The sequence below is a fragment of the Curtobacterium herbarum genome (assembly GCF_016907335.1).
Lineage (GTDB): Bacteria > Actinomycetota > Actinomycetes > Actinomycetales > Microbacteriaceae > Curtobacterium > Curtobacterium herbarum.
Genome location: NZ_JAFBBT010000001.1, coordinates 88168 through 107934, shown reverse-complemented (window position 1 = coordinate 107934; position 19767 = coordinate 88168). Strand labels below are relative to the sequence as shown.

The window sequence follows — 19767 nt, the reverse complement described above, 5'->3', positions numbered from 1 at the left end:
TGAGGCAGACCGAGCGTCCCAGCACGATCCGACTGACGTCAAGTACACCGTATTTCAGTCGATCAGGGGTGCTCTCACACGACGAGCGCCCCCGCCACCTCGACCTGCCCGTGCTCCACGAGCCACCGCACCGCGTCGAGCACGGTCTCCTCCGCCGTGTACCGCGGCGCGTAGCCGAGCACCCGCCGTGCCTTGTCGGTGCTGAACACGTGGCTGCGCGACAGGTGCTCCCAGCTCGCGTCGGCGTACTCAGCCACGGTGACCGCGCGGAACCGGTCCCACGTGACGGACTCGAGCCGGGCCTCCTGGCCGAACCAGGACGCGGCGAGCGCCGCGTACCCGCGCACGTTCAGCGCGGTGGGGGCGACGACGGTGAAGTCCTCGCCGACCGCGGCGTCGCGGTGCTCGACGGCGAGCTCGAACGCCTGGGCGACGTCGTCAGCGTGGACGTGGGCCATCGTCTCGGCACCGAGGCCGGGCACGAGCAGGGGCTCCCCGGCGGACAGCGTGCGCCAGACGGCGGGGTCGAGGTTGCCGACCGGGCCGATCGGCGCCCAGCCGGGGCCGCTGATGTGTCCCGGGTGCAGCGAGGTCGTCGCGACACCCCCATCGGCGGTCTCCTGCTGGAGCATCCGGGCGATGGCGTCCTTCTGCGTGCCGTACTCGCCCACCGGCGGGATCGCGTTCTCCTCGGTGACGGGCAGCACGACGCTGGGTCCGGCGCGCCAGATCGAGCCGCAGTGGACCAGGTGCACGTCGGTGCCGCGGAGCGCGTCGACGAGCGCGGTGGCGGACTCGATGGTGAAGCAGACGAGGTCGACGACGACGTCCGGGCGCAGCGCGACGATGCGGTCGCCGAAGACGCCGTCCTGGTCCTCCTGCTCGCGGTCGGCGGTGACCTGCTCGACCTGCTGCCACTCCGGGGCGTCGACGTACGCCGATCGGGTGCCGCGACTGATGGTGATGACGTCGTGGCCGGCACGCACCAGACGGGGGACGAGGAAGGTGCCGATGTGGCCGGTGGCCCCGATGACGACGACGCGCTGTCTGCTCATGCCGTCACCGTACGCGCGGCCGCCCGCTCGCCACGCGCACCGGACGATGCCACCGTCCGCCCGGCGACCAGGGGCTACCGTCGAACCCATGCAGCGACGCACACTGGGCCGTACCGGCCGTGAGACCTCCGTGATCGGACTCGGCACCTGGCAGTTCGGCGGTGACTGGGGGCCGGTCGCGGCCGAGGACGCCTTCGCCGTGATGGACGCCGCCGCCGAGGCCGGCACCACCCTGTTCGACACCGCCGACGTGTACGGCGACGGCCGGAGCGAGCAGCTCATCGGCCGCTGGATCGCCGCGAACCCGGAGTCCGGGGTGACGGTCGCGACGAAGATGGGCCGCCGGGTGGACCAGGTCCCGTCGAACTACGTGGCCGCGAACTTCCGACAGTGGGTGGACCGGTCGCGGGAGAACCTCGGCCAGGACACGCTCGACCTCGTCCAGCTGCACTGCCCGCCGACCGCGGTGTTCGCCGACGACGCCGTCCACGACGCCCTCGACGCCCTGGTCGCGGACGGCTCCATCGCGGCCTACGGCGTCAGCGTCGAGACCGCCGACCAGGCCCTCACCGCGATCGCCCGCCCGGGGGTCGCGAGCGTGCAGGTCATCCTCAACGCGTTCCGCCTCAAGCCGCTCGACCGCGTGCTGCCCGCCGCCCGGGAGGCCGGGGTCGCGATCCTGGCGCGCGTCCCGCTGGCCTCGGGGTTGCTGACCGGCAAGTACACGACCGAGACGACGTTCGTGCCGGAGGACCACCGCACCTACAACCGGGAGGGTCAGGCCTTCGACCAGGGCGAGACCTTCAGTGGCGTGCCGTTCGAGGACGGCGTCCGTGCGGCGCAGGAGTTCGCCGCGTCCCTGCCCGAGGGCGTCTCCGTCCCGCAGGCAGCGCTGGCGTGGGTGGTCGCGCAGGAGGGCGTGACCGCCGCGATCCCGGGTGCCCGGAACGCCGAGCAGGCCCGCTCGAACGCCGCCGCCGGGTCCCTCGACCTGCCGGACGACCTCGACGCGACCGTGCACGAGCTCTACGACCGGTGGTTCCGCGCGACGGTGCACGAGCGCTGGTGACCGGCGGCCTCGGGGCCCGCTGACGTCCCGGGTTCCTGTGGTCCGCTCGGAAGGGCCTCAGGAAGCGGGACCACTTCCCATCCGGCCCGCGGCCTGCGCGGGCCGGTCGGTCCTACGGTGAGGCCGTGCAACCACGTGCCCTCCGTCAGCCCCGCGTCCACGAGCCCCGTCCGGGTCGTCGCCGACGCACGCTGTGCGTCGCGGGGGTCTTCGGTGCTGCCGCCCTGCTCGGCGCGGGCGTGGTGGTGGTTCCGGGCATCGCCGCGGCGGCTGAACACCCGGCGGTCGTCGGGAGTGCGCCCGACGAGCGGGGAGCGGGCGTCGTCCCGGCGGGCACCGTCCGGGTCGACGCCGAGCGCACCTGGGAACTCGACCACACGCCGAACCAGGTGCTGACCGGGCCGCTCGGTACGGCAGCACCCGGTGCCGTGCGCTTCGCGTACGCCGGAGACTCGATCACCGCTCGCCCCGGTTCGTGGTTGCGCGACCTCGCCGCCGATCCTGCCGTCCACGCTCTCGGCGGGTACGCCCACAGCGGCTACCGCGCCGGCCAGGTCGCCGCGCTCATGCCCGCCGTGCCCGGAGCCGACGTCCTGGTCGTCGAGCTCGGCACGAACGACGTCAACCAGGACGTCCCGGCCGCCCACACGATCGCGGCGATCAACGCCCTGGTCGCCCGGGACGGCGCACCGCACGTCCTCGTCGTCGACACCCCGCCGTCCGACCACACGACGAGCCTGTGGGGCGTCGACCGGCGGACCGGGAACGCCGAGATGAACCGTGACCTGGCGAGCGACGCCCGGCACCACGGCTGGACGGTCGTCGACCCGTTCGCCGCCGTCCGCACCGCAGACGGCGCGTACACCCCGGGAACGACGCTCGACGGGATCCACCCGACGACGGCGGCCAACACCGCGATCGCGCGGCGGCTCGCCCGGGCGATCGTCGCCGCGGGCCACTCGGCGACCACCGCCGCGTCGGCCGCCGGCACGACCGCGGCCGGGGCCTGACGCACCGACGAGCTCCCGGGCGGACCGTGTGCACCTGGTCGCCCGACGGCGGCACGGCAGCGTGCTCTAATGACCACTCAGCGCGTGGCGAGCAACGCGTACTCAGCGCGTGGCGAGCAACGCGTCGCTCGCGTCCCACAGCCGCTCGGCGGACTCCGGGTCCAGCGCCTCCGGGCGCACTCCCACGAGCGGCCGGTCGTCGCTCGCCGGCACCGCCTCGGCGCAGTCCTCGAAGTACCGGCCACCGACACCCTCGACGAGCGGTGACGCCGCCACGAGCACCGAGGTCGCGGCGCCCTGCTCCGGGGTCTTGAAGCCCTCGGCCGGCGAGCCGTCCTCGTGGACGATGCCGATCGCGAGCGCCTGCTCGTGCGACAGGTGCCGGGAGAGGTCGGTGAGGATGCCGCCGGGGTGCACGGCGTTCGCGACGATGCCGTCCGCGGCCCAGCGTCGGGTGGCCTCCACCGCGAAGAGCGCGTTCGCGGTCTTCGACTGCCCGTAGGCCACCCACGGGTCGTAGGGGCGCCGCTCGAACATGAGGTCGTCGAGGTCGATCCCGGCGGTGTGGTGGCCCGCGGAGCTCAGCGCGACGACCCGTGCGGCGCGTCCGGTCCGGTCCGCCCCGGCACGCAGGGCGTCACGGAGGCCGGTGACCAGGCCGTGGTGCCCGAGGTGGTTCGTGGCGAACTGCAGCTCCCAGCCCTCCGGCGTCCGGAGCTCGGGGGTCGCCATGACGCCGGCGTTGCCGATGACGACGTCGACCGGCCCGGTCCACCCGGCGACGAAGGCGCGGACGGAGGCACGGTCGGCGAGGTCGAGCGGACGGACCTCGACCGAGGCACCGGGGACGTCGGCACGGAGTCGTCCGGCCGTCCGCTCCCCCTGCTCGGGTCGCCGCACGGCGAGGACGACCGAGGCCCCCGCACCGACCAGGGCGGCCGAGGTCGCGGCACCGACCCCGGCGGCACCGCCGGTCACGATGACCCGCAGCCCCGTGAGGTCGATGCCGCGGAGGACCTCCGCGGCGGTGGTCGTGGCGTCGAACGGGGTCGTGATCCGGGACATGCTCGGGATTCTACGCAACAGGTGTCGTTGACGGACGGGAGGCCCGGCGCACGTCGTGTGCCGGGCCTCCCGTCCGTCAGGTGGTCACGTCAGTCGGCGCGCAGCACCGCACGTGAGCCGGCGATGACGGCGACGTCCTCGGCGACGGCGACGACCGGGTCCGGCAGGACCGAGGCGACGGCCTTGCGGGCGCCCCAGGCGACGTAGGAGCCGACCAGCGCGCCGATCGCGCCGAGGATCGCACCCTCGATGCGCAGGTCGGACTTGCCGGACTTCGTGGTGGTGCCGAGGGCGAGCCCGGCGAACGCGCCCGCACCGATGCGGCCGAGCAGGGCCGGGAACGCGATCCGGTTCGGGGTCTTCGGCATCTTGTCCCCGATGATCTCGCCCGCGGCGCCGACGACGAGGCCGGCGCGACCGATCGACGAGTCGAAGGTCTTCCAGTCCTGCCACTCACCACGCAGGTCCTTGTCGCCGTGGTGCAGTCCGAGGACGGCGAGCGGCGTGGCGGAGCGGCCTCCGCTGAGGACCCCGAGCAGCAGTGCCCGCGTCAGCGTGCTGGTGGTCCGGCTCTTCTTCGACATGTTTCGTCTCCTTCGTGTCCCGGTCGACGCTACTCAGTCCGGCTGTCCCCGAGGCTCAGCCCCTCCCACCACGGGCCGCCCGACGCGAGCGGCTGCGGGTTCGTCCCCCGACGGCGGGCTGGTCACGGCTGCGCGAGACACCGGCGTCCCGCTCGGACGTCCCCCGCGAAGTGGACGGGAGCGGGAATGCGTGCAGGCCCCCGCGTGTACAGATGATCACCTCGACGAAAGGAGTCCGCCGTGATCGACGACGACCGCACCCCTGGCCAGCGCACCGACGTGGCCCAGCACCCGCAGTTCCGCCTGCAGGACGACGAACCGACGGGCTTCGGCCGCTGGCTCGGACTCATCAACGCCGGAGACTGACCGCTCCGGGCGCACCCAGCTCGACGACGGGAGGCCCGTCACCGCTCCCCGGGACCGGTGACGGGCCTCCTGTGCGTTGCCCCCGCGACCGGCGGCGCGTCGGCCCGCGCGGGTACGGTCGGAGCGTGCACGGGATCGGTGAGGTCGACGAAGCAGGGCGACTGCGGCTGCTCGGCAGCGCGACGGCGGGTGCGGGTTTCGCGCTCGTGTTCACCATGCTCGTCCTGTCCTCGTTCCAGACCGCGACCCCGCAGGTGCTCGTGTCCGTCGGACTGCCCGCAGCCCTGGTCGGCGCGGCCGTCGCCGGCTGGTTGCAACTCCGGTCGTGGCGGATCGACGGCGGCTACGAGAACGTCGTGATGGTCGAGCGGTGGGTGACCGAGCGGCAGGTGCCGACCGGGGTCCCCGCGGAGATCTGGGTCCCGCGCCTGCAGGCCCAGGCCGACCAGCAGACCGCCGGCTGGGGCAAGATCGTGCTCGCCGTCTTCTGGAGTGCGATGACGTGGTCCATGCGCGACCAGCACGGCACCGTGATCACGCTGCTGCTGCTCGGGCTGTGGGCCGGCCTGGCGCTGTGGAGTGCGCTGTGGGTGATCCCGCGGGCGCGGGTGGCCAGGGACATGCTGCGGCAGGGCGTCGTCGTCCGCGACTGACGGGCCAGACCAGCCTGACCGGTCGAGCCAGCCTGACCGGTCGCGTCAGCCGAGCGCCGCCGTCGCCGTGCGCAGCTCCTGCAGGACGTCGAGTGCATGACGCGCGAGCCCGTCGTCGTCGCTCCGTTCGCCCTCTGACCAGCGCGCGTAGCCCTGCTTGAACGCCAGGACCCCCATCTCGCTCGCCAGGTGCGCGGTGGTCTCGGGCACCCCGCGCTCGAGCAGCGCGGTCGTCATCGCCGCGGCCATGCCGACGCTCTTCAACGCGTCCCGCTCCTGCAGCTCCGTGCTCGCTGCGACGGCGGCCTTGAGGCGCGGACCGAGTTCGCGGTTGCGCGGACCCATCTCGCCCGAGGCCCGTTCGAGTCCGGCGGCCACGGCCTCCAGCGGGCTGGCGCCCTCCGGCGCTGCCGTGATCCCCTCGGCGAGCAGGAGGCTCAGGGTCTCCTGCCCGGCGACGAGGAGCTCGCGCTTGTCGGGGAAGTGCCGGAAGAAGGTGCTCTTCGTGACACCGGCGCGTTCGGCGATCTCGGTGACGGTCGTCGCGTCGTAGCCCTGCTCGGTGAACAGGTCGACGGCGGCGATGACGAGCCGTTCGCGTGCCCCTGGTTCCCATCGCGCCATGGTCCGATCATAGTCGATGGGACAATTGTCCCATCGTGGGTCTACAGTGACGGTACACATGTCCCATCACTCGACTCGAGGAGTCCCTATGCACGTCTTCGTCACCGGTGGCACCGGCACGATCGGCACCGCCGTCGTCGCCGAACTGCTCACCCACGGGCACACCGTCCTCGGGCTCGCCCGCTCGGACGCCTCCGCCGCCACCCTCACCGCTGCCGGAGCAGAACCACTGCACGGCTCCCTCACCGACCTCGACGCCCTGCGTGCCGGCGCCGCTCGGGCCGACGGGGTCATCAGCCTCGCCTTCAGCCGCGACTACGGCAGCGCCGAGGCACTCGAGCAGGGGCTGGCCGAGGAGCGCGACGCGATGGCGACCCTCGGTGCCGCGCTGATCGGCACGGACAAGCCGCTCGTCACCGTCTCGGGCACCCCGTGGGTGACGGGACGTGCCTCGACCGAGGCCGACCCACTGCCGACCGAGGGACCGGTCGCGAGCCGCGCGGTCGCCGTCACCGACCTGCTCGCACTGTCGTCGCAGGGCGTCCGGACCTCGGCCGTCCGGATGCCCCGCACGGTCCACGAGGACGGGCAGGGTGGCTTCGCCGGACTGCTCACCGACGCCGCTCGACGGTCCGGGATCGCCGGCTACCCGGGCGACGGCGAACAGCGCTGGCCCGCCGTGCACGCGCGCGACGCCGCTGCGCTGTTCCGGCTCGCGCTCGAGTCCGCACCCGGGGGCACCGCCTGGCACGCCGTCGCGGACGAGGGCGACCGGGTCCTCGACATCGCCACCGTCGTCGGGCGTCGCCTCGGCCTGCCGGTGCAGTCCGTCCCGAACGAGACGTTCGGCCCGTTCGGACCGATCTTCGCGATGGACCAGCCGTCCTCCAGTGCGCACACCCGGCAGGCGCTCGGATGGGAGCCGAAGCACCCGTCCCTGCTCGAGGACCTCGAGGCGCTGCAGCCCTGACCGACGCACCGCGCGGCGGACGGGAGGCGCCCCACCAGCTGGTGGGGCGCCTCCCGTCCGTGCCGGACCGGCGGTCAGCGCCCGACGAGCACCGGCAGCTCGCGGTCGGTCTCGGCGACCTGCGTGAGCTTCGCCGCGAGCGGGCGGAGCGGCTTCGACGTCAGCACCCGGTCCACGACACCGCGGAGTGCGAGCGCCAGCCGGGACTGCGGGTACGCGAACGCCATGAGCCCGCGCGGCAGGTCCTGCACGTCGTCGACCAGCGGGCGCATCCACGACTCGTACGCCGCCAGTGCTGCCTCCTGGTCCTGCGTCGGGTCGGCGAGCTGGGCGGCCAGGACGTACCCGGCGGTCAGCGCCAGGGAGGCGCCGCCACCACCCATCGGCGTGACGCACCACCCGGCGTCGCCGGCCATCACCACGTGCCCGCGGTGCCAGGTCGACATCCGGACCTGCTGGAGCTGGTCGATGTAGACGTCCGGTGACGTGTCGAGGGCGTCGAGGATCCGCGGCGCCTCCCACCCGACGCCGTCGTACCGGCGTCGCACGACGGCCAGCGTCTCCTCGCGGCTGAGCCCGATGACGTCGTCCCCGGGCGAGTAGGCGAGGATCGCCCGGATCGTGCCGTAGGGGTCGGGCCGGAGGTGGACCTGGCGGCCGCGGACGGCGTTGTGCCACCGCCAGCGGTCGTCGTCGCGGTCGGTCCGCGGGATCGTGCCGAAGACCATCGTGACGTCGAGGTCGCGCTGGTCGACGACGTCCTCGCCGAAGACCGTCGCCCGGGTGCGGGAGCGGACACCCTCGGCGATGACGAAGAGGTCGGCCCGGAGTCGTCGTCCGGCCTCGGTCGTCAGGGTGACCCCGTCTGCGTCGTCGTCGACGGCGGACACACTGTCGCCGTACACGAAGGTGACCCCGGCCGGCAGGGCGTCGAGGACCGTCCGGGCGAGGTCGCCGCGGAGGATCTCGAGTTCCGCGGTCGCACCGCCGGCCCCGTCGGAGGGCAGTTCCGCCGTGACGACGCCACGGCCGTCGACGAGGACCGTGCCCGTCTCGGTGGTGTTCGCCGCCTTGACGGCGTCGAAGAGGCCCATCCGACGGAGGACGTCGCGTGCGACCCCGCGGACGTCGACGTTCTGCCCACCGTCACGGAACGCGGGGGCGCGTTCGATGACGGTCACGTCCCATCCGGTCCGGCGGAGCCAGTAGGCGGTCGACAGGCCAGCGATACTGGCTCCGGAGACGACGGCGGTGCGGTTCTGCATGGTGCTCCTCTGATGGTTGAGCTTTACAGTAAAGACACTACACATTAAAGGAGCTAGATGACGAACGTGTTCGAGGCGCAGTGGGAGGCGTCGCAGGTCGAGGCGATGGAGGCCCTCCGGGCATGGGCCGTGGCGTTCGCGGAACTCAACCAGCAGATGTCGTCCTGGCTCGACCTGCCCACGACCGACGCGAACGCGCTGGGGCAGGTGCTCTGGGCGGACTCGTCCGGGGATCCGCTCTCGCCCGCACGGCTCGGGCAGCGGATCGGCATGACCTCCGGCTCCGTCACCGTCCTGGTGGACCGCCTGGAGGCCGCCGGTCTGCTCGCACGCAGCCGTGAGCACAGCGACCGACGCCGGGTGACCCTGCGGCCCACGCCCGCGGCACGGGAGCGTGCGCGCGCGTTCCTGGAGGAGTCGAGCGCCGAGATCGCCGCTGCGGTGCAGGGCTCGTCCGCCGCCGAGCTCGCGACCTCGACGGCGTTCATCCGGAAGATGGCCGCGGCCGCGTCGGGCGCCACGACGAGGCTCCGGGCCGCACGCTCGTAGTCCGGCCGTCGGCCCGGCCCGGTTCGGCCCGTCGGTCCGGTCCGCACCACGAGACGGACGGGAGGCCCGGTGCCAGCCGGCACCGGACCTCCCGTCCGTCAGGTGGTCGCGTCGCGACCACCGGTCAGTTGTAGCTGGCCACCCGGTTCGGCGCAGTGTTGCCCGCCGGGGTCGGGACGGCACCACCGACGCCGTTGATGACGCTCGAGATGGTGCCGGTGTCACCGAGGGACACCGTGACCAGCCCGTGCGCCTTCACGCCGGCCGCCTGCGGGACCTCGAACGCCCGGTCGGCGTGCACCGACTTGTTCGTGTTGAAGAAGCAGTAGACACCGCCGCCCCAGATCTCGTGCGTCGTGACGGTCGACGCGACCTTGTAGGCCGCGTAGCCAGCTCCGGTCGGACTCTGCCACGAGGCGTTGTCCGGCACGTCGTACGGCATCTCGTTCTGGAAGAAGATCGTCTTCCCGTTGTTGCCGTTCCACTGCACCTCGTACTTCTGGTAGTGCTCGACGAAGAGTCCGGTGGCCAGGACGTCGTTGCCGTTCACCTCGACACCGGTCGCGCCGGTGTTGACCGTCCAGCCCGTCGCGGCTCCACCGTGGTCGGCACGCCAGGCCCAGATGTGGTCGACGAGGGTGTCGTCCGCGTTCACCTGCAGCGTCGTCGTCGCCCGTCCCTGGACGCTCGAGCCGACGCGGAAGAACACGTCCTGGATGCTCTGCGGGTCGGCCGCGTGGTCGACGTGCGACCCGCTGGTGCCGAGGCGGAGCAGCTGCGCGCTGTTCTGCGAGCCGGCGTCGACGACGAGGTTCGAGACGTTCACCCCGGCGACGTCGGACGAGGTCAGCACGGCGTTGCCCCGCGTCGGGACGAGCGTCGGGAACCCGATGCCCGTGACGACGGTGTCGGCCCGGGTGACGTTCAGCGCGGCGTCGAGCTGGTAGGTGCCCGGCGTGAAGAACAGGTTGAGGCCCTGCGCCAGCGCGCTGTTGATCGTCGCCGCGGAGTCTCCCGGGTGCGCCACGTAGAAGTTGCGCATCGGGAGGTCCGTGCCGCCCGTGTTCGGCCAGGTGACGCCGCTCGAGTTCTGCTTGAGCGACGGCACGAAGACGTGGTACTTGTTCGACGAGTCGATGTACAGGTACGGCTTCTCGCGGGTCGTCGGCGTGGTGGCCAGCGTCGTGTAGCTCTTCGAGAAGTCGTTCGCGGGAGCACCCTGCACGCCCGAGAACGTCATGTTCCAGTTGCCGCCCTGCCACGACCCGAGCGTGGAGTTGCGGGTGTACCACTGCTGCTGCGAGCCCGACGTGACCGTGCCGTCGACCTTGCTGTCCGCGATGTAGCCGCCCGACGAGTACCCCTGACCGCCGTCCTGGTTCGACGGCCCCATCGTCAGGTTGCCCTTGATGTGCACACGGCGCATCGGCGCGGCCTGCGACACCGCCCAGCGGTCGGTTCCGCCCTCGGGCACGATCGCCAGGTTCTCGACCGAGCGCCAGAAGTTCTGCGTGGCGTTCGACTCGTCACCGGCGTTCCACCCGGAGTCGACGTTGACCGCGCCGGTGATCGTGACGTCGTCGGGGTTCTTCCCGAGGCCGGCGACCGAGGTGTAGAACCCCAGGTTCGCCCACACCCGGCCGTAGTTGCCCGGCTTGAACAGGAACGCCGACCGCTGCGTGCCGAACTGGGCGGTGGGGCTGCGGAGCTGGTTGTTGAACGCGGCGTCGACGTCGGCCTGGATGGTCGAGGTCGGTGTCGATGGGCTGTAGATCTTCACGTTGCTGCCGAAGTCCGGGGTGTCGCTCGTCGTGACCGCCTGGGCCGACATCGCCGGGACCAGCGCTCCCACGACGCCGGCACTCACGGCGAGGGCGACGAGACTTCTCATCCGTCGTTGCATGATGCTCGATTCATGACCGGTGCGGCGTCGTTGCCGCACGATCGCGACGCTAGACCCGACCGAGCACGCTCCGCAGTCGGACGAACGGCGGACAAGTGCCGGTCCGAGGAACGCGTTCGGCCGCCTGATCACCACCCGAAGGCGACCAGACGGCCGGCTCACCACCCTGGGTGAGCGAGCAGGGCGCGGATACCCGGTCCACGCCCTGGGATCATCATGGCCGACACGGGAGCGCTCCACAGCCCCCACTCCACGGGCAGACCGGTTGTTCGCCGGTCAGCGCGACGGCGCCGACCGGTCAGCGCGACGGCGCCGCCGGGGTGTCCCAGTAGGTCGGCTGCTCGTACTGCTCCGACCATCCGCGCCGCATCCGGGACGCCGCTCGGTCGAACGCATCCACCGGGTCGGTGTCGTTCGTGAGCAGCGCCTGCAGCCGCAGACCGTCGTACAGGGCGAGCAGCTGCTGCGCACCCCGCTCCGGGTCCATCGTCGCCGGCTCACGGCCCGTGCTGACGTCCGCGGCGAGCGCTGTGCGGATCGTCTGCCGGAACTCGCCGTAGACGGAGCGGTAGTAGTCGGCACCGGCGAGCGTGGGGTCCGTCGCGGTGGCGAGGGTGGAGGCCAGGAGGCGCATGAGTCCGGGCTCCTCGATGTGCGCCGCCAGGAGGGCGTGCAGGAACGCGATCGTGCCGCGCTCCGAGATCATCGGCAGGAGCGGCGCCGACACCGCGCGCGTCCAGCGTTCGACCGCCGCCGCGAGCAGGGCGTGGCGGGTCGGGAACAGCTCCTCGATCTCGCTGGCTTCCATGCCACCCCGCTCGGCGACGGTGTCGATCGTGAACGCGGTCGTCCCGCCGTCGCGCAGGATCGCGATCGCGCCGTTGAGGGCACGGGTGCGCGGGACCTCGTCATCGGACGCCCCCTGGTTGGTCAGCGGCGCGAGCGGGTGCTTCCGGAACCACTCGAGGAGGGCGCGGGCACGCGAGACGCCGAACTCGACGTCCGTCGGGCGGTCGGCGTCGAACAGGTCGCTGAACCCGGGGACGTCCCGCATGAGCGGGTCGAGGGGCTGGAACGCCATCGACCAGTCCGGGAACGACCGCTGCTGCACCGGGTCGTCGCAGAGCATCCGCACGTTCGTGTGCCGGGGGTCCAGACGGATCTGCTCGAAGCGCTCGTGGACGACGTCGTCCTCGCCCTCGATGATCCCGATGCAGTTGGCGTCGCGGTGGGCGAGCATGCCGGTCACCCCCATGCGCGTGTTCTTCTCGCGGCCGACGGCCAGGATCTGCGCGAGCTCCGAGTCCGAGATCGGCCGGGTCTGCGTGCTGGTGTAGACGAGCGAGCGCATCGCCGGCCTCCCTGTGTCGAGGAAGGGGGCGGTGTGCCCCCGGAACGAGTCAAGCGCTCCGCGGGCTGCGGCACCAGCCCCGTCTTCGGGTCGCGTGGGCACGGTGGCGGCGGGACCGCCGGACGGGAGGCGCGGGGCGGGGTCGGGCCGCGCCTCCCGTCCGGCGACGGGTCACCGTGTCACCGGGTCAGCGCTGTCCGTGTCTCCGGCTGGGTCAGGGTGTCGGGGACGACGTGCTCTGTCGTCTCCGTTCCTCGACCGCGCTGCCCGCGGCGCACTCGGAGACGCCGACGACGCTGAAGCGGCGCGCGTCGGCGAGGAAGTCCATCGACGTCGCGGGGCCGCCACGTCCGCGGACACCGAGGATCGGGTCTGCGGCTCCCGACCGGTACCGCTCGGTCGTCATGCCCCGGTCCTTCCACAGCTTCTCGACCGCTGCGACCGCCTTCGCCGGATCGGTCCGTGGCCTGTCCTGCATGAGGATGTACGTGTAGGTGAGGCCGTCGTCGGCTGCTTCGGTGCAGGACTCAGCGGTCGGTTCGCTGTACACCTTCCAGTGGCCGCCGACGCTCCTCGTGGTCTCGTCCACGACGCTGACGATCGACTTCTTGGCTTCTTCGGGCTTCACGTGCCCGCTGCCGGTGCAGGCGGTGAGGGCGAGCGTCAGCGCGACGACCGATGCCGCAACGACACTGCGTGTGCGGAGGCGGCCCGCGTCGGACGCCCGTCGCCCCGTCGTACCGGTCGTCGTCGCGTGCTGCATCCCCGTGCCTCCCCCGGTGCGCCCGAACGCACGTCCACGACAGTAGCCGCGTGGGCATGCCGGGAACTCGACCATGGGCAACGAGCGGCGGGATGGCTAGAATCGGGGGCGTGCGCTCGGGGCGAGTGCGCAGGGGGGAAGACTTCGTGGGGGACATCCAGTACGACGAAGCGTCAGCCGATGCACTCGTGCGTGCGGCGAGCGCTGCCGCTGAGCAGCTGCGCGGTCAGGGAGCGGGTCGGCGGGCCGCCGTCGAGCACGGCACCGACGACTTCGACGGCGCGTACGCCAAGCGCTTCGAGGAATCGGCGCAGATCGAGGCAGCCGACCGTCCGAAGCTCGCGTCGGTGCTCGACGACCTGGGCGACCAGGTGAACGACGCGACGGCGGCAGCGAAACGCGAACGCAAGCGGCAAGAGGACCTCGCGGCATGGCAGGTACGACAGGATGAACGGGACCGAAAAGCTGCCGAGTCCCCGACCACGTTCTTCGAGCCCCCGCCCGCACTGAGCTTCGACTTCAAGCCGTCCGAGACACCGATCGCGCCGCCGAGCATCTCGGCAGCGTTCTCGGCGCGAGTTCGGACGCGGACCGGAGGCGGTACGCCCAGCGGGAAGAGCTCCGCGAATCCCGACAATCTGCGGTCCTTCGCGACGGACTACCGGGCCCTCGACCGGGCAACAGCGGAGAAGCAGACGACGCTGTTGAACGCATGGAACGGCTTCACGGGCTCCTGCGGATGGGTTCGGATCTCGTCCGCCACGTTCTCCATCGGGTTCGACCGGCTGCTCGAGGAGAACGGCGAGGACGCCGCGTGGGCCGACAGGATCGCCGACGCGTTCGAACGCGCGGGAGGCCACGGGTCGCTCTCGAACGCGACGCTGGACGTGTCCGCCGCCGCCGAGCTGCCCCCCGCGATGCAGCAGATGTTCGCCCCCGGTCTGACTCCGGCCGAGGTCGCCGCTCTCTGGGCGAAGCTGGGGTACACGACGGCGGACGCTGCGAACCTCAAGTCCCTCCCGCTCCCGGTGTTGAGCAAGCTCGGCAACCTGGAGGGTGTCGACTACTGGGCGCGCTCCACGGCGAACCGGGTCGTGCTGAAGACTCGGATCGCCGAAGCAGCGGACGAGGTCGAAGCACTGAAGTCGACGATCGCGTACGACAACGGCGCCGCTTGGAGTCGGGCGTCGACGAACCTCGACGCGCTGCGCAACATCGACGACTCCCTGGACAAGCACAAGCACAACGGCGACCGGTACCTGATCACCCTGACCGAGGACGTCCCGCCACTCGCTGCGGTGTCCATCGGCGACCTCGACACGGCGAAGGACGTCACCTGGGCGGTTCCCGGCATGGGCTCCTCGACGACGGGCATGCTCCCCTGGACGACAGCGGCCCAGAACATCTACGACCAGCAGGCAGATGGCGGGCCGGACGACCGGGCCGTCATCGCGTGGATGGGGTACAAGGCTCCACCGGTGCCGGTCATGTCCGGGAGCCTCGACTTCGGCGTTCTCACCAACGGGGATGCGGAGACCGGCGGCGACAACCTTGCAGCTTCGATCCGCGGTCTGGACGCGGTCCGCTCGAGCGACATGCCGGTCACCAACGTCGTCGCTCATTCGTACGGCTCGACGACCGCGGCCTTCGGTCTCGCACAGCCCGGAGTCCACGTCGACACGTTCAGCACGATCGGTTCGGCGGGTATCCCGGACTCCCTTCCTGAGGCGGACGATCTGCATGCGACTCATGTGTATGCGGGGCAGGCACGGAACGTCTGGGCAGTTCCAGGTGATGAGAAGGGTGACCAGTGGGCTGGCTCAGGGCGGTTGAGTCCCGTGCACAGCATCGATCCCACGTCGCCGGACTTCGGTGCCACGCCGTTCGGTGCCGACGGTGTCACTGACGCCGACGGTGACGAACTCAAGGGCGTGAAGGACCACGGCGTCAGCACCCCCGATGGCGAGGGTTATCTTGACCCAGGCACAGAGTCGCTCACGAACATCGGCTTCGCGACGACCGGACAGGCCGACCGCATGACCGCGTACGTCCCGAAGGGACTGACGGACTTCGAGCAATCCATGCTCGACGAGATGATGAAGGCCCACTGACGCATGTCCCGAGAACTTCGGCACCGGATCGGTACGACCGCTGCGATCGCGATCGCCGCGCTCCTCGGTACGACCGGTTGCAGCGCTACCAGCAACCCAGGAGACACCAACGTGGAACCAGCAAGTGTGAAGAAGTCTGTGGTCGATGTCGTCGAGCGCTCGGCTGAAGCCGTCGGCGGGAGTTGGAAGGTCTACAGCGGCCCCTCCGTCGAAGGGTGTGGGGATGGCGTGGAAGACAAAGCCCGCTATGTGTACATCATGGAACGGTCCGGCTCGACCGGTGACAAGCCGGCCGAAGACGTGAAGGCCATGGCGAAGTTCTGGGACGGCGAGGGGATCGCAACCACGGCGTACAAGAGTGGCGGGGCGGACCCCCTCCTCGGGATGCGAGGAAAGGGCGGTCCGATCACGACGATCGCCTTCAACGCGTACCCGGAGCGCTACAGCATCACCGCCGTCTCCGCTTGCGCTGACGGCAACGTGCGCGACCTGCTCAAGGACGAGTGACCGAGCGTCGGGGCCGAAGCCTCCTGACGCCTGTGGCGATCAGCACGGTCGCCGTGATCGCGGCGCTCGCCCTCACCAGCTGCGGAGACATCACGTCCAACAGCGCGGGCCCGGCACCGTCGACCGTACGAAGGTCGATCGTCGACATCGTCGACAGCTCCACCGCGGTACTCGGCGGCCAGTGGGTGGTTTACAGCGGGCCCTCCGTGGAAGCGTGCGGCGGCGTTCCCGACCGTGCTCGGTACGTGTACATCATGGACAGGGTCGATCGGCCCGGTGATGACCCAACCGCGGACCTGGCCGCGATCTCGGCGCTCTGGAAGAAAAAGGGGATCGACGTCAGCGACTACGAGAGTGGTGGGACCGACCCACTCCGCGGCCTCCGCGGGGTCGGCGGACCAACGACATCCATCGGCTTCGATGCGTTCCCGGATGGCTACAGCATCACCGCTGTGTCGGACTGCGCGGACGGCAACGTGAACGACCTGCGGAGATCGGAGTGACCGCCGTTCACCCGGCCCACATCACTCCTGACTGTCACGGGTGATCTCGTCGAAGTCCCCCGCGACGCATCGTGAATCACCCTCGATGCTGTAACCCTCAGAGCTCGCGAGGAAGTCGACGGAACCCACCGGCCCTCCAGTGCCGCGGACGCCGCGGACCGGATCGCTGCCGCCGCTCTCGTAACGCTCGGTCGTCACACCCTGACGCTTCCAGAGTTGCTCGACGGTATCGACGTCGGCCACTGGGTCCTGGCCCGCGGGGCCGTACTTGATGTACACGTACGAGATCCCGCCGAGGCCGGGAACCCGATCGCACTTCCCGAGGCCCGGGCCGCTGTCTACCTCCCACCCGTCCCCGAGCGCAGTGGTCGAGCTGTCGACGAAGGCCACGACGGAATCCTTCGCTTCGTCCGCGGTCGTCCCGATCCCGCTGCCGCAGCCGGTGAGGACCGTCGCGGTGAGCAGCACCGCGCCGAGCGACCCTGCGATCAGCCCTGCTCGTCGCCGTCCGTTCATGGCCCCCCACCCGATCCGTCGCCGCCGTACCGCGCATCCGCGCGGCTCCAGCCGCCGTGCTCGCGTCCGACGACCCTCTACTGCGCGAACAGCACCTGGACGACCGCGATGACGGCGACGATCACGATCGGCACGCCGGCGATCACCAGCGCGGCCGGGATCTGTGTCCGTCGGATCGTCCGCGGGCCGCCAGCACCGCGGGCGAACTCCGTGGCCGCGACGAGTTCCGGCGCAGCGGCCGGCGGGATCGGCGGCGGAGCGGGTCGGTCGTCCTCGAACGCCGGGACCTCGACCACGAAGGCGGCCGGGTCCACGGTCGGGGGCAGCTGGGTGTACCGGTTGTGTTCGGTTCGCTCGTCCATGGTGTCCCTCCCTCCGTGCACACTATGCCGCCTGCCGCAGGGCGGGATGTGCAATCAGTTGCTCGCACTCCCGAGCTCGCGCTCACCCCGCTGCGAGCAGCGCGTCCGTCTCGTCCGCCGTCGGAGCGGTCGCCGGCCCAGTGCGGGTCACCGCGAGTGCTGCCGCCGCGTTGGCCCGGCGGACGGCGTCCTGGAGGCCCGCCCCACGACCCAGCGCCGCCGCCAGCACGCCGTCGTGTGCGTCACCCGCCCCGTTGGTGTCGACCGCGACGACGGGGAACCCGGGGACCAGGACCGGTTCGCTGCCGGACTCGACCACCCAGCAGCCGTCGGCGCCGTCCCGCACCAGGGCGGTGCCTCGCGCTGCCGTGGCGATGGCGGCGGCAGCCTCGGCGAGGGTGGCCGACGTCGGGGACAGCAGGCGGGCCTCCCGGCTGTTGGCGCTGACCACGTCGGAGCGGGCGGACACGGCGGCCAGGACGGCTGCCGGCAGGGTGTCGACGAGGGGTGACGGGTCGAACACCACGCGGACGGACGACGGCACCGTGCCGAGCCAGTCGGCGATGGCCGCACCGTTGACCGGATGCGCCAGGCCGTAGCCGGAGACGAAGACGACGTCGTCGGCGCGGAGGGTGACGCGGTCGAGGTCGGCCCGGGTGAGCTGTCCTTCCGCGCCGACGCTCGTGACGAAGGTGCGTTCGGTGGTGGCGTCGACGAGGGCCACGCAGTAGCCGCTGTCGACGTCGGGGAGCCCGGGCTGCACGACGGTGACCCCGGACTCCTCGAGCGCCTGGCGGACGACGTCGCCGAACGGACCGGTGCCGTACTGCCCGGCGAAGACGACGTCCATGCCGTCGCGACGGGCAGCGACCATCGTGTTGAGGCCGCCGCCGGCCGTGATCTCCGAGCCGTCGGCGATGACGTCACCGCCGGGCTCGGGCAGGGCACCGATGCGCATCACGATGTCGACGATGACGTTGCCGACCGAGACGAGGCGGCTCATCGGACGGTGTGCTCGGTGCGCGGGAGCGGTGCGGACTGGTCGGGCTGCTCGTGCAGGGTGCCGCGCGGGCCGCCGGTGAGCAGGTAGACCGCGGCCGCGACGATGAAGGTGACGACCCAACCGAGGCCGTTCGCACCGATCCAGGTGTCCGAGAACGCGCCGACGAACACCGGGTCGGCGTCACCCACCTGGACGTTGGTGAACAGGAAGCCGACGACGATCGCGACGACCCACGCGGTCACGGCACGCCAGGCGATGCCGCCCGCGTACCAGTAGCGGCCACCGCGGCGCAGGTCGAGGAGCGCGCTCGGGTCGTACCAGGTGCGGCGGAGCATGTCGGCGATGAAGACACCGAGCCAGGCCGTGATCGGGACGGCGAGCACCGAGATGAACGTGATGAACGGGGCGTAGAAGCCGTCGGCGACGAGCATGAAGTACATGGCGCCGAGCGTGGTGATGACGACGTCGACCGCGACGGCCCACACCCGCGGCACCTTCACGCCGAGGGTCAGCGTGGTGAGGCTCGCCGAGTACACCGACAGGTGGTTCGACAGCAGGAGCCCGCCGAACGCCGCGATCAGGTACGGCACGGCCATCCAGCTGGGCAGCATGTCGCGGATCGCGGCGACCGGGTCACCGGCCTGGGCGAGGGTCGGGTCACCCGCGGACACCAGGGAGCCCAGCCCGACCAGGACGACGAGCGGGATGCCGGCACCCGCGGCGCTGGCGGCGACGAGCTTGCCGGCGCGGACGCTGGTGCGCGTGTAGCGGGCGATGTCGGCGCCGGCGGTCGCCCAACCGATGCCGGTGCCGGCGGCGATGGTGCCGATGCCGATCACCATCGCGGCGACGGGGCCGGCGGGCTGGGCACCGACGACGTCCCAGTCGATGCGGGCGACGAGGAACACGGCGACGAAGACGTTGAGGGCACCGAAGACCCACGTCGCCCACTTCTGCACGGCGACGATGAACGCGTGGCCGAGGCCGGAGATGAGCACGGTCGCGGCCACGAACAGCAGGATCGCGACGACGGTGACGACCGGGTGCGCCTTCGAGCCGCCGTCGGTGCCGAACAGGATCGTGAACAGCGAGAGCAGCACGAACGCGGCCGTGGTGGTGTTCACGGTCTCCCAACCCAGTCGGCTGAGGAGCGAGACGGCGGTCGGGCCGATGTTGCCACGGACTCCGAAGACGGCGCGGCTCAGGGTCAGACCGGGAGCCCCACCACGACGGCCGGCGATCGAGATGACCCCGACGACGGCGAACGACCCGGCGGCACCGATGACGGCGACGAGCAGTGCCTGCCAGACGGTCAGGCCCTGGAACGCGACGAGGGTGGCGCCGAGGGGCAGCCCGAGGATCGAGATGTTCGCGGCGAACCAGACCCAGAACAGCGCACCGGGCGTGCCGGTGCGTTCGGCGACCGGGACCGGCTCGATGCCGCGCTGTTCGATCGTGGTCAGGGTGCCGGACTTGGTGCCGGTGTCCGTGGGGGTGGTGGTCATCAGGTCCTCTTACGTCATCGGAAGGGTGCGAGG

Annotated in this window: 21 protein-coding genes; 9 read left to right on the top strand and 12 right to left on the bottom strand. The window is 71.5% G+C overall.

The window, feature by feature from the left end; translation table 11 throughout:
* Positions 1 to 74: 74 nt before the first annotated feature.
* Positions 75 to 1055 (bottom strand): NAD-dependent epimerase/dehydratase family protein, encoded by a 981-nt coding sequence (locus JOD51_RS00580; RefSeq protein WP_204606587.1) that lies wholly within the window; start codon positions 1053 to 1055, stop codon positions 75 to 77.
* Positions 1056 to 1143: 88 nt separating this feature from the next.
* Between JOD51_RS00580 and JOD51_RS00575 the strand changes: the two genes are divergently transcribed.
* The gene (locus JOD51_RS00575) at positions 1144 to 2124 is read left to right on the top strand and encodes an aldo/keto reductase (protein ID WP_204606586.1); all 981 of its coding nucleotides are present in this window, start codon (positions 1144 to 1146) and stop codon (positions 2122 to 2124) included.
* Between the two features lie 125 nt (positions 2125 to 2249).
* Entirely contained in the window at positions 2250 to 3134 is an 885-nt protein-coding gene (locus JOD51_RS16805; RefSeq protein ID WP_204606585.1) for an SGNH/GDSL hydrolase family protein, read from the top strand.
* Positions 3135 to 3236: 102 nt separating this feature from the next.
* Here JOD51_RS16805 and JOD51_RS00565 read toward each other — a convergent pair whose 3' ends face one another.
* Positions 3237 to 4199, bottom strand: a complete 963-nt coding sequence (locus JOD51_RS00565; protein WP_204606584.1) for an SDR family NAD(P)-dependent oxidoreductase — start codon at positions 4197 to 4199, stop codon at positions 3237 to 3239.
* An 89-nt stretch (positions 4200 to 4288) separates the two neighbouring features.
* Complete coding sequence (locus JOD51_RS00560; protein ID WP_204606583.1) at positions 4289 to 4783, bottom strand: DUF4126 family protein; 495 nt, start codon at positions 4781 to 4783, stop codon at positions 4289 to 4291.
* A 240-nt stretch (positions 4784 to 5023) separates the two neighbouring features.
* Between JOD51_RS00560 and JOD51_RS17260 the strand changes: the two genes are divergently transcribed.
* Both JOD51_RS17260 and JOD51_RS00555 read left to right on the top strand, forming a co-directional pair.
* Positions 5024 to 5149, top strand: a complete 126-nt coding sequence (locus JOD51_RS17260) for a hypothetical protein (protein ID WP_258366233.1) — start codon at positions 5024 to 5026, stop codon at positions 5147 to 5149.
* Positions 5150 to 5274: 125 nt separating this feature from the next.
* Positions 5275 to 5802, top strand: coding sequence for a hypothetical protein (locus JOD51_RS00555; RefSeq protein ID WP_204606582.1), 528 nt, complete (start codon positions 5275 to 5277; stop codon positions 5800 to 5802).
* A 45-nt stretch (positions 5803 to 5847) separates the two neighbouring features.
* Here JOD51_RS00555 and JOD51_RS00550 read toward each other — a convergent pair whose 3' ends face one another.
* Positions 5848 to 6426 (bottom strand): TetR/AcrR family transcriptional regulator, encoded by a 579-nt coding sequence (locus JOD51_RS00550; RefSeq protein WP_204606581.1) that lies wholly within the window; start codon positions 6424 to 6426, stop codon positions 5848 to 5850.
* An 88-nt stretch (positions 6427 to 6514) separates the two neighbouring features.
* Between JOD51_RS00550 and JOD51_RS00545 the strand changes: the two genes are divergently transcribed.
* Positions 6515 to 7396, top strand: a complete 882-nt coding sequence (locus JOD51_RS00545; RefSeq protein ID WP_204606580.1) for an SDR family oxidoreductase — start codon at positions 6515 to 6517, stop codon at positions 7394 to 7396.
* A gap of 74 nt (positions 7397 to 7470) precedes the next feature.
* Here JOD51_RS00545 and JOD51_RS00540 read toward each other — a convergent pair whose 3' ends face one another.
* Entirely contained in the window at positions 7471 to 8661 is a 1191-nt protein-coding gene (locus tag JOD51_RS00540; protein WP_204606579.1) for an FAD-dependent monooxygenase, read from the bottom strand.
* A 57-nt stretch (positions 8662 to 8718) separates the two neighbouring features.
* Between JOD51_RS00540 and JOD51_RS00535 the strand changes: the two genes are divergently transcribed.
* Complete coding sequence (locus JOD51_RS00535) at positions 8719 to 9210, top strand: MarR family winged helix-turn-helix transcriptional regulator (protein ID WP_204606578.1); 492 nt, start codon at positions 8719 to 8721, stop codon at positions 9208 to 9210.
* Between the two features lie 124 nt (positions 9211 to 9334).
* Here the strand turns inward: JOD51_RS00535 and JOD51_RS00530 are convergent, their stop codons facing one another.
* The 3 genes from JOD51_RS00530 to JOD51_RS00520 form a co-directional block, all read right to left on the bottom strand.
* Positions 9335 to 11101: a pectate lyase-like domain-containing protein gene (locus JOD51_RS00530; protein WP_204606577.1), complete on the bottom strand. Its 1767-nt coding sequence runs from the start codon at positions 11099 to 11101 to the stop codon at positions 9335 to 9337.
* Between the two features lie 310 nt (positions 11102 to 11411).
* On the bottom strand, positions 11412 to 12464 hold the full coding sequence (locus JOD51_RS00525) for a BLUF domain-containing protein (protein WP_204606576.1): 1053 nt from the start codon (positions 12462 to 12464) through the stop codon (positions 11412 to 11414).
* Between the two features lie 214 nt (positions 12465 to 12678).
* The gene (locus tag JOD51_RS00520; RefSeq protein ID WP_204606575.1) at positions 12679 to 13227 is read right to left on the bottom strand and encodes a hypothetical protein; all 549 of its coding nucleotides are present in this window, start codon (positions 13225 to 13227) and stop codon (positions 12679 to 12681) included.
* A gap of 146 nt (positions 13228 to 13373) precedes the next feature.
* Here JOD51_RS00520 and JOD51_RS17455 point away from each other — a divergent pair, with 146 nt between their 5' ends.
* The 3 genes from JOD51_RS17455 (at position 13374) to JOD51_RS00505 (ending at position 16348) form a co-directional block, all read left to right on the top strand.
* The gene (locus tag JOD51_RS17455; protein WP_204606574.1) at positions 13374 to 15338 is read left to right on the top strand and encodes an alpha/beta hydrolase; all 1965 of its coding nucleotides are present in this window, start codon (positions 13374 to 13376) and stop codon (positions 15336 to 15338) included.
* Positions 15339 to 15464: 126 nt separating this feature from the next.
* Positions 15465 to 15845, top strand: a complete 381-nt coding sequence (locus tag JOD51_RS00510; protein ID WP_204606573.1) for a hypothetical protein — start codon at positions 15465 to 15467, stop codon at positions 15843 to 15845.
* 32 nt (positions 15846 to 15877) lie between these two features.
* Positions 15878 to 16348 (top strand): hypothetical protein, encoded by a 471-nt coding sequence (locus JOD51_RS00505; RefSeq protein WP_204606572.1) that lies wholly within the window; start codon positions 15878 to 15880, stop codon positions 16346 to 16348.
* Positions 16349 to 16369: 21 nt separating this feature from the next.
* Here JOD51_RS00505 and JOD51_RS00500 read toward each other — a convergent pair whose 3' ends face one another.
* The 4 genes from JOD51_RS00500 to JOD51_RS00485 form a co-directional block, all read right to left on the bottom strand.
* Positions 16370 to 16816: a hypothetical protein gene (locus JOD51_RS00500; RefSeq protein WP_204606571.1), complete on the bottom strand. Its 447-nt coding sequence runs from the start codon at positions 16814 to 16816 to the stop codon at positions 16370 to 16372.
* A gap of 125 nt (positions 16817 to 16941) precedes the next feature.
* Entirely contained in the window at positions 16942 to 17226 is a 285-nt protein-coding gene (locus JOD51_RS00495) for a hypothetical protein (protein ID WP_204606570.1), read from the bottom strand.
* Positions 17227 to 17308: 82 nt separating this feature from the next.
* Positions 17309 to 18229, bottom strand: a complete 921-nt coding sequence (locus JOD51_RS00490) for a PfkB family carbohydrate kinase (RefSeq protein ID WP_204606569.1) — start codon at positions 18227 to 18229, stop codon at positions 17309 to 17311.
* Positions 18226 to 19734, bottom strand: a complete 1509-nt coding sequence (locus JOD51_RS00485; protein WP_239539742.1) for a purine-cytosine permease family protein — start codon at positions 19732 to 19734, stop codon at positions 18226 to 18228. The genes JOD51_RS00490 and JOD51_RS00485 overlap by 4 nt, the downstream gene beginning before the upstream one ends.
* Positions 19735 to 19767: the final 33 nt, after the last annotated feature.